20 protein-coding genes are annotated in these 19,434 nt (G+C 56.4%); 15 read left to right on the plus strand and 5 right to left on the minus strand.

From position 1 onward, the window contains the following. Positions 1 to 11: 11 nt before the first annotated feature. The 4 genes from ACFQUU_RS13255 to ACFQUU_RS13270 form a co-directional block, all read right to left on the minus strand. The gene (locus ACFQUU_RS13255) at positions 12 to 668 is read right to left on the minus strand and encodes a bb3-type cytochrome oxidase subunit III (protein WP_382247795.1); all 657 of its coding nucleotides are present in this window, start codon (positions 666 to 668) and stop codon (positions 12 to 14) included. Beyond that, positions 665 to 2,422 (minus strand): cytochrome c oxidase subunit I, encoded by a 1,758-nt coding sequence (gene ctaD, locus ACFQUU_RS13260; protein ID WP_382247797.1) that lies wholly within the window; start codon positions 2,420 to 2,422, stop codon positions 665 to 667. The genes ACFQUU_RS13255 and ctaD overlap by 4 nt, the downstream gene beginning before the upstream one ends. A 12-nt stretch (positions 2,423 to 2,434) precedes the next feature. Further along, entirely contained in the window at positions 2,435 to 3,577 is a 1,143-nt protein-coding gene (locus tag ACFQUU_RS13265) for a c-type cytochrome (protein ID WP_382247799.1), read from the minus strand. Between the two features lie 92 nt (positions 3,578 to 3,669). After that, complete coding sequence (locus tag ACFQUU_RS13270; protein WP_382247801.1) at positions 3,670 to 4,173, minus strand: DUF1269 domain-containing protein; 504 nt, start codon at positions 4,171 to 4,173, stop codon at positions 3,670 to 3,672. Positions 4,174 to 4,425: 252 nt separating this feature from the next. Between ACFQUU_RS13270 and ACFQUU_RS13275 the strand changes: the two genes are divergently transcribed. The 11 genes from ACFQUU_RS13275 to ACFQUU_RS13325 all read left to right on the plus strand — a co-directional run bounded on the left by ACFQUU_RS13275 (position 4,426) and on the right by ACFQUU_RS13325 (position 14,468). Continuing rightward, the gene (locus ACFQUU_RS13275; protein ID WP_382247803.1) at positions 4,426 to 5,562 is read left to right on the plus strand and encodes an ABC transporter substrate-binding protein; all 1,137 of its coding nucleotides are present in this window, start codon (positions 4,426 to 4,428) and stop codon (positions 5,560 to 5,562) included. 34 nt (positions 5,563 to 5,596) lie between these two features. Next, positions 5,597 to 6,469, plus strand: coding sequence for a branched-chain amino acid ABC transporter permease (locus ACFQUU_RS13280; RefSeq protein WP_382247805.1), 873 nt, complete (start codon positions 5,597 to 5,599; stop codon positions 6,467 to 6,469). A 1-nt stretch (position 6,470) separates the two neighbouring features. Further along, the gene (locus ACFQUU_RS13285) at positions 6,471 to 7,478 is read left to right on the plus strand and encodes a branched-chain amino acid ABC transporter permease (protein WP_382247807.1); all 1,008 of its coding nucleotides are present in this window, start codon (positions 6,471 to 6,473) and stop codon (positions 7,476 to 7,478) included. Beyond that, positions 7,475 to 8,266 carry an ABC transporter ATP-binding protein gene (locus ACFQUU_RS13290; protein WP_382247809.1) on the plus strand — a complete coding sequence of 264 codons (792 nt, stop codon included), beginning with the start codon at positions 7,475 to 7,477 and terminating at the stop codon, positions 8,264 to 8,266. The genes ACFQUU_RS13285 and ACFQUU_RS13290 overlap by 4 nt, the downstream gene beginning before the upstream one ends. Further along, positions 8,263 to 8,991, plus strand: coding sequence for an ABC transporter ATP-binding protein (locus tag ACFQUU_RS13295; RefSeq protein WP_382247811.1), 729 nt, complete (start codon positions 8,263 to 8,265; stop codon positions 8,989 to 8,991). The genes ACFQUU_RS13290 and ACFQUU_RS13295 overlap by 4 nt, the downstream gene beginning before the upstream one ends. A gap of 54 nt (positions 8,992 to 9,045) precedes the next feature. After that, the gene (locus ACFQUU_RS13300) at positions 9,046 to 10,269 is read left to right on the plus strand and encodes an FAD-dependent monooxygenase (protein ID WP_382247997.1); all 1,224 of its coding nucleotides are present in this window, start codon (positions 9,046 to 9,048) and stop codon (positions 10,267 to 10,269) included. A 35-nt stretch (positions 10,270 to 10,304) separates the two neighbouring features. Next, a complete protein-coding gene (locus tag ACFQUU_RS13305) occupies positions 10,305 to 11,057 on the plus strand; it encodes an Asp/Glu racemase (protein WP_382247813.1) in 753 nt (250 codons plus the stop codon). Positions 11,058 to 11,095: 38 nt separating this feature from the next. After that, positions 11,096 to 11,902 carry an alpha/beta fold hydrolase gene (locus ACFQUU_RS13310; RefSeq protein ID WP_382247815.1) on the plus strand — a complete coding sequence of 269 codons (807 nt, stop codon included), beginning with the start codon at positions 11,096 to 11,098 and terminating at the stop codon, positions 11,900 to 11,902. 57 nt (positions 11,903 to 11,959) lie between these two features. Next, complete coding sequence (locus ACFQUU_RS13315) at positions 11,960 to 13,003, plus strand: 2,5-dihydroxypyridine 5,6-dioxygenase (protein ID WP_382247817.1); 1,044 nt, start codon at positions 11,960 to 11,962, stop codon at positions 13,001 to 13,003. Beyond that, positions 13,000 to 13,662 carry an isochorismatase family protein gene (locus ACFQUU_RS13320; protein ID WP_382247818.1) on the plus strand — a complete coding sequence of 221 codons (663 nt, stop codon included), beginning with the start codon at positions 13,000 to 13,002 and terminating at the stop codon, positions 13,660 to 13,662. The genes ACFQUU_RS13315 and ACFQUU_RS13320 overlap by 4 nt, the downstream gene beginning before the upstream one ends. 92 nt (positions 13,663 to 13,754) lie before the next feature. After that, positions 13,755 to 14,468: a TetR/AcrR family transcriptional regulator gene (locus tag ACFQUU_RS13325; protein ID WP_382247820.1), complete on the plus strand. Its 714-nt coding sequence runs from the start codon at positions 13,755 to 13,757 to the stop codon at positions 14,466 to 14,468. Positions 14,469 to 14,683: 215 nt separating this feature from the next. Here the strand turns inward: ACFQUU_RS13325 and ACFQUU_RS13330 are convergent, their stop codons facing one another. Continuing rightward, positions 14,684 to 15,187, minus strand: a complete 504-nt coding sequence (locus ACFQUU_RS13330; protein ID WP_382247822.1) for an HAD domain-containing protein — start codon at positions 15,185 to 15,187, stop codon at positions 14,684 to 14,686. 970 nt (positions 15,188 to 16,157) lie between these two features. Between ACFQUU_RS13330 and ACFQUU_RS13335 the strand changes: the two genes are divergently transcribed. The 4 genes from ACFQUU_RS13335 to ACFQUU_RS13350 all read left to right on the plus strand — a co-directional run bounded on the left by ACFQUU_RS13335 (position 16,158) and on the right by ACFQUU_RS13350 (position 19,433). Further along, positions 16,158 to 16,640, plus strand: a complete 483-nt coding sequence (locus ACFQUU_RS13335) for a BON domain-containing protein (RefSeq protein WP_382247824.1) — start codon at positions 16,158 to 16,160, stop codon at positions 16,638 to 16,640. Between the two features lie 572 nt (positions 16,641 to 17,212). Further along, positions 17,213 to 18,061 (plus strand): hypothetical protein, encoded by an 849-nt coding sequence (locus ACFQUU_RS13340; protein WP_382247826.1) that lies wholly within the window; start codon positions 17,213 to 17,215, stop codon positions 18,059 to 18,061. After that, complete coding sequence (locus ACFQUU_RS13345; protein ID WP_200960956.1) at positions 18,058 to 18,462, plus strand: phage holin family protein; 405 nt, start codon at positions 18,058 to 18,060, stop codon at positions 18,460 to 18,462. Before ACFQUU_RS13340 ends, ACFQUU_RS13345 begins: the two co-directional genes overlap by 4 nt. Then, entirely contained in the window at positions 18,459 to 19,433 is a 975-nt protein-coding gene (locus ACFQUU_RS13350) for a DUF3618 domain-containing protein (protein WP_382247829.1), read from the plus strand. The genes ACFQUU_RS13345 and ACFQUU_RS13350 overlap by 4 nt, the downstream gene beginning before the upstream one ends. Position 19,434: the final 1 nt, after the last annotated feature.

Consider the following 19,434-nt stretch of genomic DNA (forward strand, 5'->3'; position numbering starts at 1 on the left):
TCCTCTCTGTTTCAACCGGTGCCGCAAATGAGGCGAACCGCTTCAGGCGTGAGCCAGCCAAGCGTGCCGAACAGGACCAGCCACACTGCCAGCAAAAAATGCCAGTAGCGTGCGCATAGCTTGATGCGCGTTGCGGCGTGAACGCCAGCAGCGCCCAACCAGACGCTGCGCATCGACGCCGCCCAGGCTATCTGACCGCCTGCGACATGCAGGCCGTGCATTGCGGTCAGCAAGTAGAAGAAGCTGGCGGCCGGATTGCCGGTCATGGAGACACGGTTCGTGAGCAACTGCTGCCATGCCCAAAGCTGCACGCAGATGAAAGCAATGGCGCATACACCGCCTGCAATAAAAAGAACATACGCTTGATGCCAGCTTGCGCTGCTGGCTCTAGCCCCAGCCAAATGCATCAGAATGCTGGCGGCGACCAAAAGCGCTGTACTTAGCCATAACTGCGGTGGCATGGCGATCGGAGACCAGTCCGTCGATTCCATCCGCATCACATAGGCGGTGAGAAACAATGCGAACAAGGAGGTAGCCACACCCATGAATACCCAGAGCGCGATGCCGGCGGCCGATCGCCGTTCCCTGCGATACGCGCCGGAGGTGTCACGCAAGTAATCGTCATTGCCATTGCCGGTCGTGGCTTTCAGCAAAATTGCACTATTCATGCCAATGCCTCCTTGCCGCCGTATGGCGCCGGTTCCGTTCCGCCGTCGTCGGCTGGCGCGTTCTGCGCGATGAAGTCCTGCGGCGCACCCGGCACGCTATAGGCGTAGGCCCAACGATGCGCCACCGGCAAGTTGGGCCCCCAGTTGCCGTGGCCAGGCGGTGTCATCGGCGTATGCCACTCCAGCGACGCCGCGCGCCATGGGTTACCCTCGGCCCGCCTGCCACGGAACACGCACCAGACCAGGTTGAAGACAAAGATCAGTTGCGCAACCGCGACGACCAATGCGAGCACGCTGATGAAGGTATTGAGACTGTGCGCGGACTGCGGGATAAAGTCATACTGCTCGAACGCATAGTATCGGCGCGGCATGCCCAGCACGCCGAGATAATGCATGGGAAAGAAAATCGCATACGTGCCGAGAAAGGTTACCCAGAAATGCAAGCGTCCAAGACGATCGTCGAGCATGCGTCCCGTCACCTTCGGGTACCAGTGATAGATGCCGCCGAAGACGACCAGGATAGGCGCTACGCCCATCACCATATGGAAATGCGCCACCACAAAATAGGTGTTTGACAAAGGAATATCGGCGCTCACGTTGCCGAGAAATAATCCGGTCAACCCACCGATCACGAAGGTACTGATAAAGGCCAGTGCAAAGAGCATTGGCACCGATAGATGGATGTCGCCGCGCCATAAGGTCAGGAGCCAGTTGTACACCTTGATCGCGGTCGGCACGGCGATGATCAGTGTAGTCGTCGCGAAGAAGAACCCGAAATAGGGATTCATTCCGCTGACGAACATGTGATGCGCCCACACCACGACCGACAAAACGCCGATGGCGACGATAGCCCACACCATGTTGCGATAACCGAAGATGCTTTTGCGCGAATGCACGCTGATCAGATCGGACACGATGCCGAACGCTGGCAGTGCCACGATGTAGACTTCCGGATGCCCGAAGAACCAGAACAGGTGCTGAAACAGAAGAGGACTGCCGCCCTTGTAATCAGTCACCTGCCCCATGGATATCAGCGACGGCATGAAGAAGCTGGTGCCGAGCACTTTATCAAGCAGCATCATGACGCCGCTTACGAACAGTGCAGGGAAAGCCAGCAGCGCGAGGATGGTGGCGACAAAGATGCCCCATACCGTCAGGGGCATACGCATCAGTGTCATTCCTTCGGTGCGCGCCTGCAGCACCGTCGTCACATAGTTCAGGCCACCCATCGTAGCGGCGACGATAAAGATCAGCAGGGAAACCAGCATCAGGATAATTCCCCAGTCATAGCCCGGCGTCCCTGCCAGGATGGCTTGCGGTGGATACAGCGTCCAGCCGGCGCCGGTCGGGCCGCCCGGTACGAAGAAACTGGCCATCAGGACCAGTACCGACAGCAGGTAGACCCAGAAGCTCAGCATGTTCAGGAAGGGAAAAACCATGTCGCGCGCACCTATCATCAAGGGGATCAGGTAGTTACCAAACCCGCCGAGGAACAGCGCAGTGAGCAGATAGATCACCATGATCATGCCGTGCATGGTCATGTACTGGTAATAGTGTTCAGCAGTGATGAAAGCAAAACGACCGGGAAAGCCGAGTTGCAATCGCATCAGATTGGACAGGGCGACTCCGACCAGGCCAACGGCAATGGCGACAACCGCGTACTGAATAGCAATGACCTTGTGGTCCTGGCTCCAGACGTATTTTGTCCAGAAGCCCTGCGGTTCGTGGTGCGCATCATGGTCGGCGTAACTCATCGCGTCCTCCCGCTATTTCTGTGCCTTTGCCGGCGGCGGGCTACCCAAGGACTGGATATAGGCGACGATGGCCGCCAGTTCATCGTCGCTGAGCGGAATCTTCGGCATGATGGGCGAAAAGCCTTTCACCGATCGCGCTTGCGGATTGAGGATGAAATCTCTGAGATAGGCTTCATCCACCAGTGCGGTGGTGCCGTCGGCCATGGTTTCGGTCTTGCCGTACAAGCCCTTCCATGTCGGCCCGACACCCGGTGCGCCGTCAACGGTATGGCAGGCGACGCAGCCCTTGGACTGGGTCAGGGACTTCCCTTGCGCAAGGCGTGCTTCGGGCCCGCTGCCGGCAGTCGGCACGCTACCGCCGCCCGGCTTTGCCATCAGGGACGCGAAAGTCGGTTGCGTGCCCAGCCATTTCTGAAAGGCCGCGTCGTCCTCGACCACGACATAGCCGCGCATGTTGTAGTGGCCGACACCACACAGTTGCGCGCATAAAATTTCGTAACGGCCGGCCTTGGTAGGGGTGAACCAGAACGACGTGACCATGCCTGGCACCATGTTCATGCGCGCCCGGAATTGCGGCACATAAAAGTCGTGCAGCACATCATGCGACCGCAATAAGATCTTCACCGGTTTGTTCAGCGGCAAATGCAGCTCGCCACTGACGAGGATGTTGTCATGGCCGGGCGGATCATCGGGGTCCAGGCCGAACGGATTGCCTGCGTTGACATGACGAACATCCGTGAGCCCGAGCTTTCCATCGCGGCCGGGAAACCGGAAGTGCCATTGCCATTGTTGGCCCAGCACTTCGACGACCAATGCCTCTTTTGGCGGCTGCACATATTCGGCGTACACGAACAGGCCGGGTGCCAGCAATGCCATGATCGCCACGGTAGTGGCGATCAGCAGTCGGCGTTCCAGCTTGTTGTTATGCGGCTCATAGGCGGCACGCGAACCATCGCGGTGACGATAGCGCCATACCGCATAAGCGACAAAGAGATTGATGCCGATAAAGAACACACCCGTGACCACCAGCGTAATGCCGAGTGTGTCGTCCATCTGGTTCCAGTTGGAGGCGAGAGGTGTAATCCACCAGGGGCTTGCAAAGTGAAATAGCAATGCGGCAAGGACGATGCCAATGAGCGAGGCAGCCATTACCATGTCTATCCCCTTTTGCGACTGTTTCGCCGCCGTACCGAATCAAGACGGCCAATGTTCCGCAAGCATGGCTGCGCCCGGGTGCGTAGCCGGTATCACGGAAACACGGGAACGTGCGGATCCTCACCACGGAAATTCAGTTCGGGATGGCGTTCCGCGAGCAGTTCCTCGATCTCCTTGACCCGATAGTGCGGCACGTCGGCGATCATCAACACCCTGCCTTTTTCAATTTCCGGAAAAAAGGCTTGAAGCCGTGTGTTCGGAATGGCTGCCGCCACCATGCTCGCTGCCCAGCCTCCAAACAGGATGCCAATGACAGTCGCCGCCGTAGTCACCAAGGCAGGTGAAGTGAGGTCAAAATAATAGACCACCACAAAGCCGAGCAGAATGCCGAGAATCGCACCAGCGATCATACCGTTCTGTGCGCCGTGCACCACATCCGTCTTGTGCATGAAGTTTGCTTCAGGCAGATCAGGCGGTAGGTCCATCTTCGCAAGAAAGTGAACATGCCGCTGTTCAATACGATGCAATAGCAAATCGTCGAGCGTACGCCGGGCGCTGTGAATATCCGGCAACAAATAGTAAAGCCTGTGTCGCATCACTGCCTCCATGGTGGCTTGCCGAGGACAATTCCAGTATATGCAGTGTTAAGAAACATTCAATCCGTGAACCAAGGCTATGGCCGACAAAAGGTGAAAACCCTTGGTCGGCCAATTGAGGAGATTCGGAAACACATCTGAGGGGAAACAAGAGGGAGTGAAAAAATTTTTAAACGCTTATTTAATTAATCGCTTATTTAATATATTATTCAAGTGCGGTTCAACCCATTCAATAACTATTCGGAGACAACAATGCGTCAATGCATCTACGCCCCACTCGTGGCAACTGCTCTGTTTGGATCTGCGGCTGCCTTTGCTCAAGAAACCATCAAAATCGGTCTGGTACAGCCCCTCACCGGCTCTGTCGCTTATAACGGCATTGCCGACGTCAATGGATCAAAGCTCGCCGTAGAGGAACGTAATAAGGCCGGTGGCGTGCTTGGCAAGAAGATCGAACTCATCATTGAAGACGGTCAGTGCAAGCCGGCCAACTCCGTCAATGCCGCCGAAAAACTGATCCAGAAGGACAAGGTTGTCGCGCTCTCAGGTGCATTCTGCAGTTCAGCCACCGCGGCCATCATGCCTATCGCTGAACGCTACAAGATGCCGCTGATCACCGGGGTTTCTTCCAAGGCTGATCTGACCGAAAAAGGAAATAAATATTTCTTCCGGGCAGCGGAAACCGATGCGCTGCTTTCCAGAGCTTTTGCGAAGATCCTTGCCAACGACCTCAAACTGAAGAGTGTCGCCTACGTCGGCGTCAACGACGACTGGGGACGGGGCGGCGTGGAAGAATTCTCGCGTGACCTGAGCGCCGCAGGGGTAAAGACGGCAGCCAAGGAGTATTTCGACCACGGCGCGACGGACTTCTATACGCTCCTGACCAAGTTGCGCGCCTCAGGTGCGGACGCGGTATTCATCGCAGCGGAAACTCAGGACGGATCCATCCTCGTCAAGCAGATTAAAGAGCTCGGTTTGAAGATGAAGGTATTTGGCGTGGGTTCATGGGCGACTGCTGACTTTATTAAACTGACGGGCCCCGCCGCGGAAGGCATCTACGCTGCCGTGCCATACGCTTCCACCCTGCCTAATCCGCGCAATCAGGAATTCGTCAAGAAGTACAGCGAGAAATATAACGAGCAACCCGGGAAGTACGGTAACGCCGGATACAACGCTTTGAATATCCTTATGGATGCCATCCAGCGTGCTGGCAGCACCGATGCGGAAAAGATCCGTGCTTCGCTTGCCCAGACCAATTATGAAGCACCCAACGGCAAGTATCAGTTCACCGACAAGGGACAGGCTTACGGCTTCTCGCTGGCTCTTGTGCAAATCGAGAACAAGACTCCCAAAGTCGTTACCACCACTTCAGTGGATGACCCCAGGTAAGTCAAACATCGAGACGTCCTAAAAAGGAAACCGTATGGATCTCTTTCTCCAGTTCCTCGTAAACGGACTCGTCACCGGGTCCTTCTACGCCCTGTCCGCGCTGGGGCTGACCCTCATCTTCGGGCTGATGCGTGTCGTGAACTTCGCTCATGGCGAGTTCTACATGATGGGCGGCATTCTGGGATGGTTCGTGACATCCCGTCTCGGCCTCGACTTCTTCTCCGGTCTGGTTGTCGTGGCCGTCCTCATGGCGACATTCGGCTGGCTGGTGGACCGCTTCCTGATTGAACGGGTTCGGGATCAGGGGGAAGAACCCGGCATCCTGCTGACCATCGGCCTGTCGATCTTCCTGGCAAATTCGGCGCTGCTCGCCGTCGGCACAGCACCGCAGAAGATCGAGGGTCCGGTGGGCAACGAGTTAGTTGTACTCGGTCCGGTCATCACAACGCAGCTTCGCCTGTTCTCGGTCGCGGTCTGTGCGTTATTGATCATTGGCGTTCACCTGCTTGTGCAGAAGACCAAACTGGGACGTGCCATGCGCGCTACCTTCCAGGATCCGATGGCCGCCAAACTCGCGGGCATAAAAACGGAACGCGTATATGCCTCGACTTTCGCACTGGGGGTGACCCTTGCCGCCATGTCTGGAATGCTGCTCGGCTCGGTCTACTCTGCTCAGGTCGCCATCGGCGGACTGATTAGTCTCAAAGCCTTCGTAGTGGTCATTCTGGGTGGCATGGGCAGTTTTGGTGGCGCCATCCTTGGTGGCCTGATCCTCGGTATCGCAGAATCGATGTGGGGTGGATATGTCTCGACCGGTCTGGTGGACATCATCGGCTTCGCCATCGTCATTATGACGCTGCTGTTCAGACCCTACGGCCTGTTCTCGACCCGCAGCGAAAGGGCATAACATGAAATTTGAACGCAACGGTATCTTCGCATTTCTAGCCATTGCAGCCGTCCTGCCGCTGCTGGTGTCCGATCAGTACCTGCTGCATATCGGCATTCTCATACTGTTCTACGCGGTACTTGCCACCAGTCTGAATCTGGTAGTCGGTTACGTGGGCGAATTTTCGCTGGGTCACACGGCCTTCCTCGGGATCGGCGCCTATACCGCGGCGATTTTGTCGATGAAGGCGGGCTTGCCGATGTGGGCGACCGTGCCGCTGGCCGGACTCATCTCTGCGATATTCGGCACGCTCATCGGTGCCATTACGCTGCGTCTCCAGGGTCCGTTCTTTGTCATCGTCACCCTCGCCTTCGCCGAAGTGCTCCGCCTGATCGCCAACAACTGGATCTGGCTGACCAACGGTCCGATGGGTATCGCCGGTGTGCCCCAGCCGGGCATGCTTGCAGATGCGAGCAATCTGTTCGGCAAACAGGTCTATTTCTACATCGCGCTGGCCATCACCGCCTTCGCACTGTACGTGGCATACCGCTTCGTCTATTCGAACGCGGGCCGGGCGGCGGTAGCCGTCAGGGAAAACCGGTTTGTCGCTCAGTCAATTGGAATCCATCCGTTCACCTATGCGATGCGTGCATTCGTGCTCGGCTCAATGCTGGCAGGCCTGGCAGGCGGTTTCTATGCGCACTACATCTCGTTCGTCGGCACGGACGTATTCGCGTTCTCCTTCATGGCAACCATGATCATCATCGTCCTGGTCGGCGGCAAAGGTACGCTGGTCGGGCCACTGGTCGGCGCCATCCTCATTACGCTGTTGGAGGAGTACCTGCGCGAAGTGAAGGAGCTGCGCTTGTCTATCTTCGGCCTCATTGTCATGGCGATTGTGCTGTTCCTGCCACGCGGCTTGATGGGCTTCCTCGCAGCGCGCAGGGAACACCACACAGGGCAGACCGATGCCGCGGCAACAGGCTCGGAAACACAGGCTGGCAGCCTGATTCAGGAGAGAACCGCATGAACCAGCTTAGAACATCAGGCGAGCCCATATTGAAGGCACGCGGGTTGTGCAAGACCTTTGGCGGCATCAAGGCAGTCAAGGACATTAGCTTTGATCTCATGCCAGGTGAAATTCTCGGCCTGATTGGACCGAACGGTGCCGGCAAGACTACCTGCTTCAATTTAATCACTGGCTTTTACGAGCCGAGCGCTGGCAGTGTGTTCTACCAGGGCAAGGATGTCACCGGCCAGAAGCCGTTCACCGTTGCGCAACAAGGCATCGTGCGCAGCTTTCAGAAGACCAACATTCTCAAAGGTTTGTCGGTGTTCGAAAACGTACTGACGGGCCATTATCTGGAAGCACGTCAGTCGCTGTTCGACACATTCTTCCCGCGTGCTCATGTGCGCAAAACGGAAAAAGCAGTCCGTGACAGCGCTGCCAGCATTATTGAAACCATGGGCCTTTCCAGGCGCATGAACGCCCCGGCTTACCTCCTTTCATGCGGAGAGCTTCGCTTGCTCGAAGTGGCAGTCGCGCTTGCAGCAAAACCGAAAGTGCTGATGCTCGACGAACCCGCGGCCGGTCTGAACAGCCAGGAAGCCCAGAACTTCGGCACAGTGTTGAAGCAACTCCGGCAGGAACACGTGCAATCCATTCTTATTGTGGAGCACAACATGGGACTGGTAATGAAGACATGCGACCGCATCGTCGTCATGAACTTCGGTGAAAAACTGGCAGAAGGAACCCCGGCCGAGATCCAGTCAAATCGGCAGGTGATCGAAGCCTATCTCGGAAAGGCCGCAGCATGACAGCGACAAGCACAAAGGAAACGCTCAAAGTCGAAAAACTGCATGTTGGCTACGGCAAGACGGCCGCCTTGCATGGTGTCGACATGGAGATCAACGCCGGTGAAGTCGTCGCCCTCATCGGTGCCAATGGCGCCGGGAAGAGCACGGTGCTGCGCGCAATTTCCGGCTTGCTCAAGCCTTCTTCCGGGCGCATCACCTGGAATGGCCAATCCATCGGCGCGATGGCGGCTGACCGGATTGTCAGCGCCGGAATTGCTCACTGCCCCGAAGAGCGTCATGTTTGGCCGAATATGACCGTGCAGGAAAACCTGGCGCTGGGCGCCTATCTTTGCCGAGACAAGACGGAAACCGAGCGACGCATCGGAATTGCCTTCCACCGCTTCCCTCGCCTGCGCGAAAGGCACCGGCAACTCGCCGGCACCCTCAGCGGCGGCGAGCAGCAGATGCTTGCCATTGCGCGCGCGCTGATGTCCGAGCCGCGCCTGCTGATGCTTGATGAACCTTCGCTGGGGCTCAGCCCGAAGATGGCCGATGAAGTTTTCGACGTGGTCCGGGAAATCAATCAGCACGGCGTCACCGTCCTGGTTGTGGAGCAGAACGTGCATAACGCCCTGTCGGTTGCGTCCCGTGCTTACGTGGTCGAAACGGGCCGCGTCGCTGCCAGCAAGGACGCGGCGCACCTGTTGAACGACCCGGAATTGCTCAGCGCATATCTCGGGGGTTGAGCATGAAGGGATAGTCCCGCTTGGACAGGAAATGACACAAAACAGGAGAATATGATGGGACGTAAAATTCGGGTGGGCGTGATAGGCGGCGGCATCGGCGGCCTTGCCCTTACGGGCGCGCTGATTCAGCGCGGCATGGAAGTAAAAGTATTCGAACGCGCACCCGCGTTTGGAGAAGTGGGCGCTGGCATCCAGATGACGCCGAACGCCGCCAAGGTATTGCGCGCACTTGGGCTTGCCGACAATCTAAGGCGCGCAGGATTCCTTCCCCAGGCAATCGTCGGACGCAACTGGAATACCGGGCGCGAGACCTTTCGTACGCCGCTGATCGATGCCTGCCCCAAGCTTTATGGTGCGGACTTTTACCATATTCATCGCGCCGATCTGCATGCCATGCTGGTTTCACTGGTGCCGGATTCAGCCGCCACGCTGTCCAGCTCATGCGTATCGGTGCGCAATGATCGCAACACGGCAGTAGCGACGTTTGCCGACGGCAGCCAGTATGAAGCTGACGTGATCGTTGGTGCAGACGGTGTGCGCTCGGTCGTGCGCAACCAGTTATTCGGTGCCGAGGAGCCCCGTTTTACTGGCCATATGTGCTATCGGGCAGTCGTTCCATTCGAAGACCGTCGACCGGATTTCGTGAGCCCCGACGCCTCCTTCTGGATGGGCCCCAAGGGTCACGTCGTCACTTACTACGTTCGAAGCGGCGCCGCCGTCAATATCGTTGCCGTCAACGAAACCGCAAACTGGGTTGAGGAATCCTGGAACGCGCCTAGCAGCCGGGAAGAGTTGCTTGGCGCATTCCAAGGCTGGCACCCTAACCTGATCAAGCTGTTTGAACGAACCGACACCGTATTCAAGTGGGGGCTGTTCGATCGTGACCCGATGAAGACCTGGTCCTCTGGTCGCATCACACTGCTGGGAGATGCCGCTCATCCGATGCTGCCTTTCCTGTCACAGGGAGCGGCCATGGCGATCGAAGACGGTTACGTACTTGCCAAATCACTGCATGTGCATGGCCTGGATTTCGAGTCCGCCTTGCGCGATTATGAAGCCGAGCGTTTGCCCCGGACCAGTCGCGTTCAACTCGAAGCACGCGAACGCGGCAAGACGTATCACCTGCCGTCGCGGTTTGCGCAGATGAAGCGTGACGTGATGTACCAGTTCCAGGCGATGATCAATCCGCATGCATCTGGCATCAAGGCGAATTGGGTATATGAGTACGACGCCACCGCGTTCAACCCGAAGAAAGCCGTTCTCAAGCAAGTCGCATAAGCACTGAAAACCAGATAAAACTACTGAGAAAGATAATGGAAAAATCATATCGGATCGGACAAATTGTCCCCAGTTCCAACACGACCATGGAAACCGAAATCCCGGCGATGCTGCTGGCACGCCAGACCATCCGTCCTGAGCGGTTCACCTTCCATTCGAGCCGCATGCGGATGAAGACTGTCGCCAAGGATGAACTGGCTGCAATGGACGGTGAATCCGACCGCTGCGCAGTCGAACTCAGCGACGCGCGAGTGGACGTTCTCGGTTATGCCTGCCTCGTCGCCATCATGGCCATGGGGAAGGGGTACCATCGCGTTTCCCAGAATCGCCTGCGTGAAAGAGCTGCGGCGAATGGTGCCGATGCCACTGTTATTACCAGCGCCGGAGCCCTGATCGATGCGTTGGGCGTCATCAAGGCAAAACGTATCGCACTGGTTGCACCCTATATGAAACCACTGACGGAACTGGTGGTCGACTATATCCGCCATGAAGGCATTGAAGTCGTCGATTACCGGGCACTGGAAATTGCTGACAACCTGGCGGTCGGCCGTCACGATCCACGCAATCTTCCGGGTATCGTTGCGCAAATGAATACTACCGACGTGGATGCCATCGTGCTGTCAGCCTGTGTGCAAATGCCGTCGCTGGCAGTCGTTCCGAAGGTGGAGGCCATGACAGGCAAGGCAGTCATCACCGCAGCGATCTCAACCACCTACGCGATGCTGAAAGCACTGAACCTGGAACCCGTTGTGCCTGGTGCCGGCGCGCTGTTGTCTGGCGCCTACTGAACGCAGGTCCGCCAGCCCAACCCGTACTGGAACTGAACATGCAAAGCACCTTTCTTTATGGTGGAAACGTCCATGCCAATGGCATCCGACAACATTACCTTCGCTATGGCGGTCACGGACGGAGCGTCGTCATCGTCCCTGGCATCACCAGCCCTGCGGTGACATGGGGCTTCGTGGCGGAACGCTTCGGACGGCACTTTGACACCTACGTCCTTGACGTGCGCGGGCGTGGCTTGTCCGAGGCATCCGAGACGCTTGACTATAGCCTCAATGCCTGCGCTGCAGACATTGCCGGATTTACGGAAGCGCTCGGCCTGCAGAGTTTCGCCCTAGTGGGGCATTCCATGGGCGCCCGCCACGGCATCCGCATGGCGGCGCACTTCGACACCAGGCTGGAAAGGCTAGTGCTGGTCGACCCACCGGTGTCCGGGCCGGGACGCCGACCCTACCCTGCCCAGCTTCCGTGGTACATCGACTCGATTCGATTGATGAAGAAGGGAGCCGACTTCGAGGCACTACGGCCATTTTCCCCGACCTGGAGCGACGCGCAACTGCGGCTTCGATCGGAATGGCTGCATACCTGCGACGAACGGGCGATTCTTGCCAGCTATCACGGCTTTCATGAGGACGATATCCACACCGACCTGCCAAAGCTGGCTGTACCGACTCTGCTGATCGTGGCTGGAAAGGGCAATGTGATCCTGCCGGAAGACGTGGCCGAAATCAGAGAACTCCAGCCAGCCATCCAAGTCGCGCACGTGGAAAGCGCCGGCCACATGATTCCATGGGATGACGAGGAAGGGTTCTACCGGGCGTTTGGAGACTTCCTGGGCCGTCCGCTTTGATTGGAATGAGCCCGTGCTTGTTTGCAAGCAGAAAACACACTTATACAAGGAGGCAAAATGCCCATCAGTGATTCTGAACTGATCAACGCATGGACACAGGTATTGACACTGTCCCAACTCAAAAAGGGTGACAACGTCACCGTGCTGACGAGCGCCAACACCCATCCGCAGACGCTTTCCACGGCAATCACCGCGGCGAGCCTTATGGGTGCCACGGTCAACCGGCTGGACTTGCTCCCGGTGAATGGCGAGAAATCACTCAGCCGCGACAGCCTTGCATATCTGGGCACGACGCCCCTGACCGGCAATCGCTCGGCCATCGCGGCATTGAAGGAAAGCGACCTGGTACTCGACCTGATGACGCTTCTGTTTTCCGCAGAGCAGCATGAGGTGCTCAAGGCGGGCACCAAGATTCTGCTTGCCGTCGAACCACCGGAAGTACTGGTACGGATGGTACCCACTGCGCAAGACAAGGCGCGTGTTGCGCGCGCGGCACGGAAGCTTGAGGACGCCAGAGAAATGCACATTACGTCCGCGGCAGGGACGGATCTGCGCTGCCCACTGGGTGAGTATCCGGCGATCCAGGAATACGGCTTCGTCGACGAACCAGGCAAGTGGGACCACTGGCCAAGCGGATTCATTCTGACCTGGCCCAATGAAGGAAAGGCCAACGGGCGCATCGTGATCGACCAGGGCGACATTCTGCTGCCGCAGAAGTCGTATGCTTCCTCGGCAATCGAGCTGACGGTGGAAGCCGGTTTCGTGACCCGCATCGAGGGAGGACTGGATGCTGAACTGCTGCGGGACTACATGAATTCATTCGATGATCCGGAAGCTTACGCCATCTCTCATATCGGCTGGGGACTGCAGCCGAGGGCGCGCTGGTCCACACTGTCCCTTTATGACCGGGAACAGACCATCGGTATGGATGCCCGCGCATATGAAGGAAATTTCCTGTTTTCCCTCGGACCGAATAACGAGGCGGGAGGCAGCCGGACCACGGCCTGCCATATAGATATCCCACTGCGCGGATGCACGGTACGCCTTGATGGTGAAGCCGTGGTAAAGAATGGCAAGGTTCTCGACAAGGAGATGGCATGAACGGTCAGACAACAATGCTGAAAGTGGAAGACAAAGAACAGGTTTATCGGCGCCAGGGATTTGGCGAGCGGCTGGGGATCAAAGGCAACATCGGTCTCGTGATCGTGGATTTCGTCAATGGATTCGCCGACCCCGCAGTGTTCGGCGGCGGCAATATTGCAGAAGCGATCACCGCAACAACCGTCGTCCTGGCAGAAGCGAGAAAGCGCGGTTGGCCGGTGGCGCATAGCCGTATCGTTTACGCCGATGATGGCAGCGACGCAACGGTGTTTTCGACCAAAGTGCCCGGCATGCAGACCCTCAAGGAGGATGCCGCTATTAGTGCCATCGTGCCGGAACTGACGCCGGCTCCTGGCGAGCTTGTTGTGCGAAAGACCGTTCCGTCGGCATTCTTCGGCACCGGGCTTGCACCTTGGCTGGCGCAGCGTTCAATCAATACCCTGCTCGTCGCAGGAGCTACGACAAGCGGCTGCGTTCGCGCCAGTGTGGTCGATGCCATGTCAAATGGGTTCCGGCCAGTCGTGCTGTCCGACTGTGTCGGTGATCGCGCACTGGCACCGCACGAAGCAAATTTGTTTGACATGGGACAAAAGTATGCCGATGTCCGAAGCTTCGCCGATTTCATTGCTGAACTCCAAGCGATGCAAATCTCTGCCTGAACTACAAAAAGCTCGCCTGGCAGAGGGACGGCAAACCGGCTTTTGCTAGAATCGGAAGGTCGACCCTACAAACCCACAAAATGAAAAAAAAGATGTTGCACGAAAATGTCCTCGAGGCAGAGCCCGCTCCCGAAGGCAAGAAGGACATTGCGCCCCGCAGCGGCCCCGGACGGCCCGAAGGAAAGAACAACAACGTCCGTGAAACGATGCTCGATGCAGCGGAAGTCACTTTTTCCGAACTTGGATATGCCGGAACAACACTACGTGAGGTGGCGCAGAGGGCTAGCGTCACGCAGGCGCTGGTCAGTTATTACTTTGGTTCGAAGTATGGTCTGTTTGAGCAAGTCTTCCTGCGGCGTGGACGTGTGATCTCTGACGCGCGAATGGAAAATCTCAACACGCTCAAAAGTCGTGGGGGAATGATTAAGGTCGCCGACATCGTGCGTGCCTTTCTGACACCGACCCTGGCGTTGCGGGCGACCCCCGAGGGGAGAGCGTTTAGCCGGCTGCAGGCACGCCTGCATACCGAGCCGCCAGAAATTTCCTATAAGCTTAGAAACGAGGCTTATGATGTATCGACCAAGGCTTATGTCGATGCCTTTTCCACCGCGTTGCCGCATCTACCTAAAAAAGACATTTACTGGCGTGTAACCCTCATGGTGGGCGCTTACCTTTATGCGTTTTCCGATACACATCGGCTTGACCAGTTGGCTGGTGGAATCTGTGACGCTAACGACCCGGAGGAAATTCTCACACAAGCTACAGCCTTCCTTGTCGGGGGATTGGCTGCCCCGGCTGCCGGGTAATCACCGCATACGATAAGGTAAATCTCCAGTGAAGTGCTATAGGCCGATACCGATCGGCACCACTTTATCTCCTTGAAGTAAATCGCTCTGTTTTAACCAAAGTAATCGGCATGGACGCCCAGTTCACCTTATTAGCCCAAGACTACCTTTCCCTTTCTGCTAAGAAATCGATCGCATTAAGCTTTGCAATGAGCCTCACTACAGTTGACCGCCTTTTACACTGCGCTATCTGAACGATAAATTTCCGCGAGTTTCTGGCGAACCTGTTCTTGCACCGCAGGATCGCTCAAACCCAATTGATCGCTCGTCTGGATTAAATGCTCTTTACACCAGACGGGCCAGCCAAATGCATCGTCATCGAGCGCAAACCAGTGTGTCGGCTTGCGTCGTTCTACATCAGCCCAGATCTGCATACCGCGTGACATCGTGTCGAACTCGGCTTTGACTATTTTCGGATGCAGAAAAGTGGAGCCAATCACCCGATCCCTCAGCGATGCAGAAAGCTCATGTTTTGCTTCACTGAACCCCAGTTCGCGAACCCAGGTGGTCGACAAGACAATCTTCAGGTCCGGGTACGGTGCGAGCAAGTCGTCGAGAATCGGCATCCATTCGAAAAAACTACGACCGGGCGTCTTGATAGTCATGCCCTTGATGCGATTGCGCAGCACATTGCCGTCATGCAGGACGGCTTCATAGTCGAGGTAACAGATCTTCATCATAAAGTTGGCAGCAAAGGGAAGGATAGTATCGTTAATTTCGGCAAACAGAAACAAGGCGTTGCGATCCCTTTAACCACCGTTTTTCCGTATTTCACTATCGAGCCGCTCATCGCAGCAATGACATATGTCAAGGCTGGCCAGTGGGTCCGGAATAACGTAGCTGAACAGCACGAGACGCTAATATTCAAACAGGGAGCGAGCATATTGCCTTACGAAGGCTTGCGGAGACTTCCATGTCCAGAATATGTTTTCCAATCCGGTATGCACTATGTGCATTCGCGCCCGCGGTGGTTTGTTTGCTTACATCCTGTGGCATTAATGTTGGAGATACCGACACTTCCGTAGAAGTATCCTCTAATCCAGGTCCAAGTGTTACAGGAAACCAATTTCTTACTATCCCAACGCTACTTTATCAACAGCAGATTAATGAGCCGGTTCCGGAATCTGTCGTCGGATTATTAACTTTAATGCACTCTCGGCCTGTTCTCGATGACTCCGGATCGGCGGTCGAGATTCAATACATAGTCAACGGCTTGTCGTCCTCCGTCTCGAGCTTTCAGATTGAATATGCAGATAGCGGCCTGCCAATCGAAGCCGCAGGATGTCAAGTGCTTACGCTTCAGAGTCTTTTAGATTATGGCTTTGTTTGCCAGGGCGATATTCTGGTTGATAAGTCAAATACGGCAATAAGAATCAAACTCCGACTTCAGAACGGTCGAGATGCATACTCTAACAATGTTACGTTGCCGAGTGCCTAGAGCAGACATGGAAAAATCCGGACGTGCAGAGCGCACTAATGCCGGGCTGCGGTCAATCTCCGCCATTCCGATATTCAGTTATATTTAAAGTTATTTAACGCGAGTCCTGGTGAGCCGCCTACTGTGCTGCTTGCCCTCGGAGTTCGCGTTTCGCCTTTTTGGCATGGCATCCTTGCTGTCGCATCTATCGAACGGACGCTGATATGAGAGTGATGAAGATGCTTATGGTGTTTTTCATGTTTGTCTCGACCTGTTACGGCCAAGACGCAGACGAACTGCGCAACTGGTTCAACGATCCTTTCTTTCAGGTGTCCAAGGACGTTCCTGACTGCCCGGTGCCGGCGGGTCCTTTCGTTGATGAACGTGCGATGCGGAATCAGTCTCACCAAAGAGCCGAGAAAGGTACCACCTGCTGGCTTGCCGGTGATTGCGACCGCCAAAATTCATATATGTATGATACCGACATCGCAAAAGAATTCATGTCGGCAACTGGCGAGCGCGGGCCGTTTGTCAATACGACCTTATGGATTACCGTACAAGGCCGAGTGGCCTATATTCAGGGATGCGGAATAAGTGAGTCACAAGTTCCGCAACTCGAGGAATTTGCGAGATCCGTGCGCTACGTGCAGCAAGCATTCGTCGATTTGCGCGTAGACCGCTCTCGGCGCGCTCCGTATCGTTTGCGCGAGCGATGACTTCACAGGGCCCGGCGGCGGCAATCATGGCATTCGCCGCTTCAGATGAATGTGAGTATTCTTTGTACTAAACGCAGTCGTGCTCAACCAAAGCTGCTTAATTAACGGGTGTATGCCCGGGCACTTCATTAAGGCGCTAAAGAGATAAACGAAAACATCTTCCTCAGATCGACATCTGATTTCGTTCTCACGGCCGTTGCCTGCCGGTATTGGGTCATCGCGTAAAAGGCAGCGCAACAACCATTGAGCTTCGTGAACGGAGGTCAATGATTATTACCTTGTCGCAATACGATGCTTGGGTACAATTTTACGACATTATCACTTTGCTGCAATCGCAAACATTCCGTTAATGCAATCACTGTGTCGTCCGTAATCACCATATCGCTTTATGTAATCAGCGAATTGCTGATGATACGCATACTTGTCTTCGAACTAATCGAGCACTTGCATTTCTAACATGTTGTGACTCGGCTTATCTCTGCCTATATCGTCGAACGCTTAAGCAGGGGTATGCCGGATTCAGACTCTAATCTAATAGAGGTCTCAACATTCATTAACCAGGAGTGAACGCGATGGCAGACCAGAATAAGGACGGGACCACCCCGATTGCGAGCGGGCTGCAGCCCGGACCAGGCGAGCACTTGCAGTCGACCCCGACAGCAGGTGCAGCGGGTACATCAACTAGTGCACTAACTAGTCCATCAGCTACCGCAGGCAGCACCAGCGGACCGGCAACCACAGCGACAGGAAGCGGCAGGACCTCGGATACGCAGAGTTCCGGCAGCACTGCTGGCATGAGCTCGGACAAGACTTTTTCGAAGCAGGCTATCAAGGAGAGCGGCACGCGGATTGCGAGCGAGGCCAAGCAGTATGCAGGCGACGTCGCTAACCGCGCAAAGGAAAAAGGCCGCACGGTATTCGAGGAGCAGAAGGAGACGGCTGTCAGTCAGGTCGATAATGTCGCGACTGCCATCCGGAGTACCGCCAGCCACCTGGAAGGGCAAGGTCAGGGTCAGGTCGCACGCTACGTCGGTATGGTTGCAGACCAGCTTGAATCCTTTAGCGGGCGGCTGCGCGAGAAGGACCTCGATTCGCTGATTAATGATACCCAGAATCTCGCACGCCGCGCTCCCGGTACTTTCCTGGTTGGCTCGGTCGTGGCCGGCTTCCTGCTGGCGCGTTTTCTGAAGAGCTCTTCCGAGCATCGCCAGTATCAATCGGGCATGTCCACCTCGGCGACACGCCAGCGGTTTGCAGCGACCGATGACACGGATACCATGTCGACCATGGCGGGTGGACGGCAGCCGATCGGCGCAGATGGCACACCCGACCGCACAACCGATGCGCCGCTGGGCGCCGGTAGCGTCAGTACCGGGACAGTACCTCTGAACGGTTCCAGGTCCGGGGGAGGCTCGTTATGATGATCGACAAGAGTGACAAGTCGCTTGCAGCCCTGCTCTCCGATCTTACGCGCGATATGGTGGACCTGGTGCGCCAGGAAATCGCCCTCGCCCGCGCGGAGATGTCAACCAAGATTGGAAGTGCCCAGGCTGCGTTGACATCCGTTGCCATCGGTGCCGCGATTCTGTTAGCTGGCCTGTTCATCATTCTGCTTGCCGTAGTGAAAGGCGTGGAAATGATATTGCCACCTTCAGTGGCTCCCTGGCTCGCACCGCTTATCGTTGGCGCTGTGGTCGTCGTAATCGGATACGTGATGCTCAAAGGCGGCAGCTCCAAGCTGACTGCAGAGAACCTCATGCCAAACAAAACAATGGACTCGCTCAAGCGGGACAAAATCGTCGCACAGGAGAAGATGCAATGAAAGATACTGATAACCGCAGTCCGGAAGAAATCGAGAGCGACATCGAACGCACACGCGCTGATTTCAGCTCTACCGTCGATGCCATTCAGCGCAAACTTTCCCCAAGCGAAATGATGGATCAGGCGGTCGACTATGCACTATCCACCACGCCCGGTGCCTTTGGCGCCAATCTGGTCAATTCGGTGCGGGATAATCCGATTCCGGTTGCCCTGATTGGTGTCGGCATTGCCTGGCTGATGGCGGCAGGCCGCCAGCAGACCAGCAGCTATTCGTACCCGCGATCCCGCCGTGCCATGCGTCGATCTGTCTATTCGCCCGATGCCCGTGAAATCTATCGCGGCGCGTCTTACGAGAACTATGACGCCGGATATTCCGGCGATACCGAGGGTGGCATGCTGCAGCGTGCGGCGTCGAAGGCGAGCGATACCGCCAGCGGTCTCAAGGAAAAGGTCAGCGACGTGGGCCAGAAGCTTGGCAGCTCTGCTTCCTCGATGACGGATCGCGTGTCCCAGGTCGGGCAGACCGCACGCTCAAGACTTCATGAAACTGCTGAGGAAGCACAGGCACGCATGAGCGATATGAGCAGGCGCTCGCAGGAGCAGTATTATCGTGCGCGAGATCAGTTCGGTCAGTTGCTCGACGAGCAACCGCTTGTAGTCGCCGCGTTGGGCGTTGCTCTTGGTGCCGCAATCGGTGCCGCGGTGCCAGCGACACGCCGTGAAAACGAGCTGATGGGTAGTGTGCGCGACGATCTGCTGGACAAGGCAAAGGAAACAGCAATGAGCCAGGCCGAGACAGTGAAACAGTCGGCACAGCGTGTTGCAGAGGCCGCAAAGCAGGAAGCTGAACGAGTCAAAGGCGGCCTGTCGAACGCGGGAGCCGAGGACAGTGACCGACCAGGTTCGATGTCCGCTACTGAATCCGATGCTGCTCGATTTGGCAGCGTACCCGGACAGTCGAGCATCCACTAAC

The organism is Herbaspirillum sp. GCM10030257, from assembly GCF_042666555.1.
Taxonomy (GTDB): domain Bacteria; phylum Pseudomonadota; class Gammaproteobacteria; order Burkholderiales; family Burkholderiaceae_D; genus Noviherbaspirillum.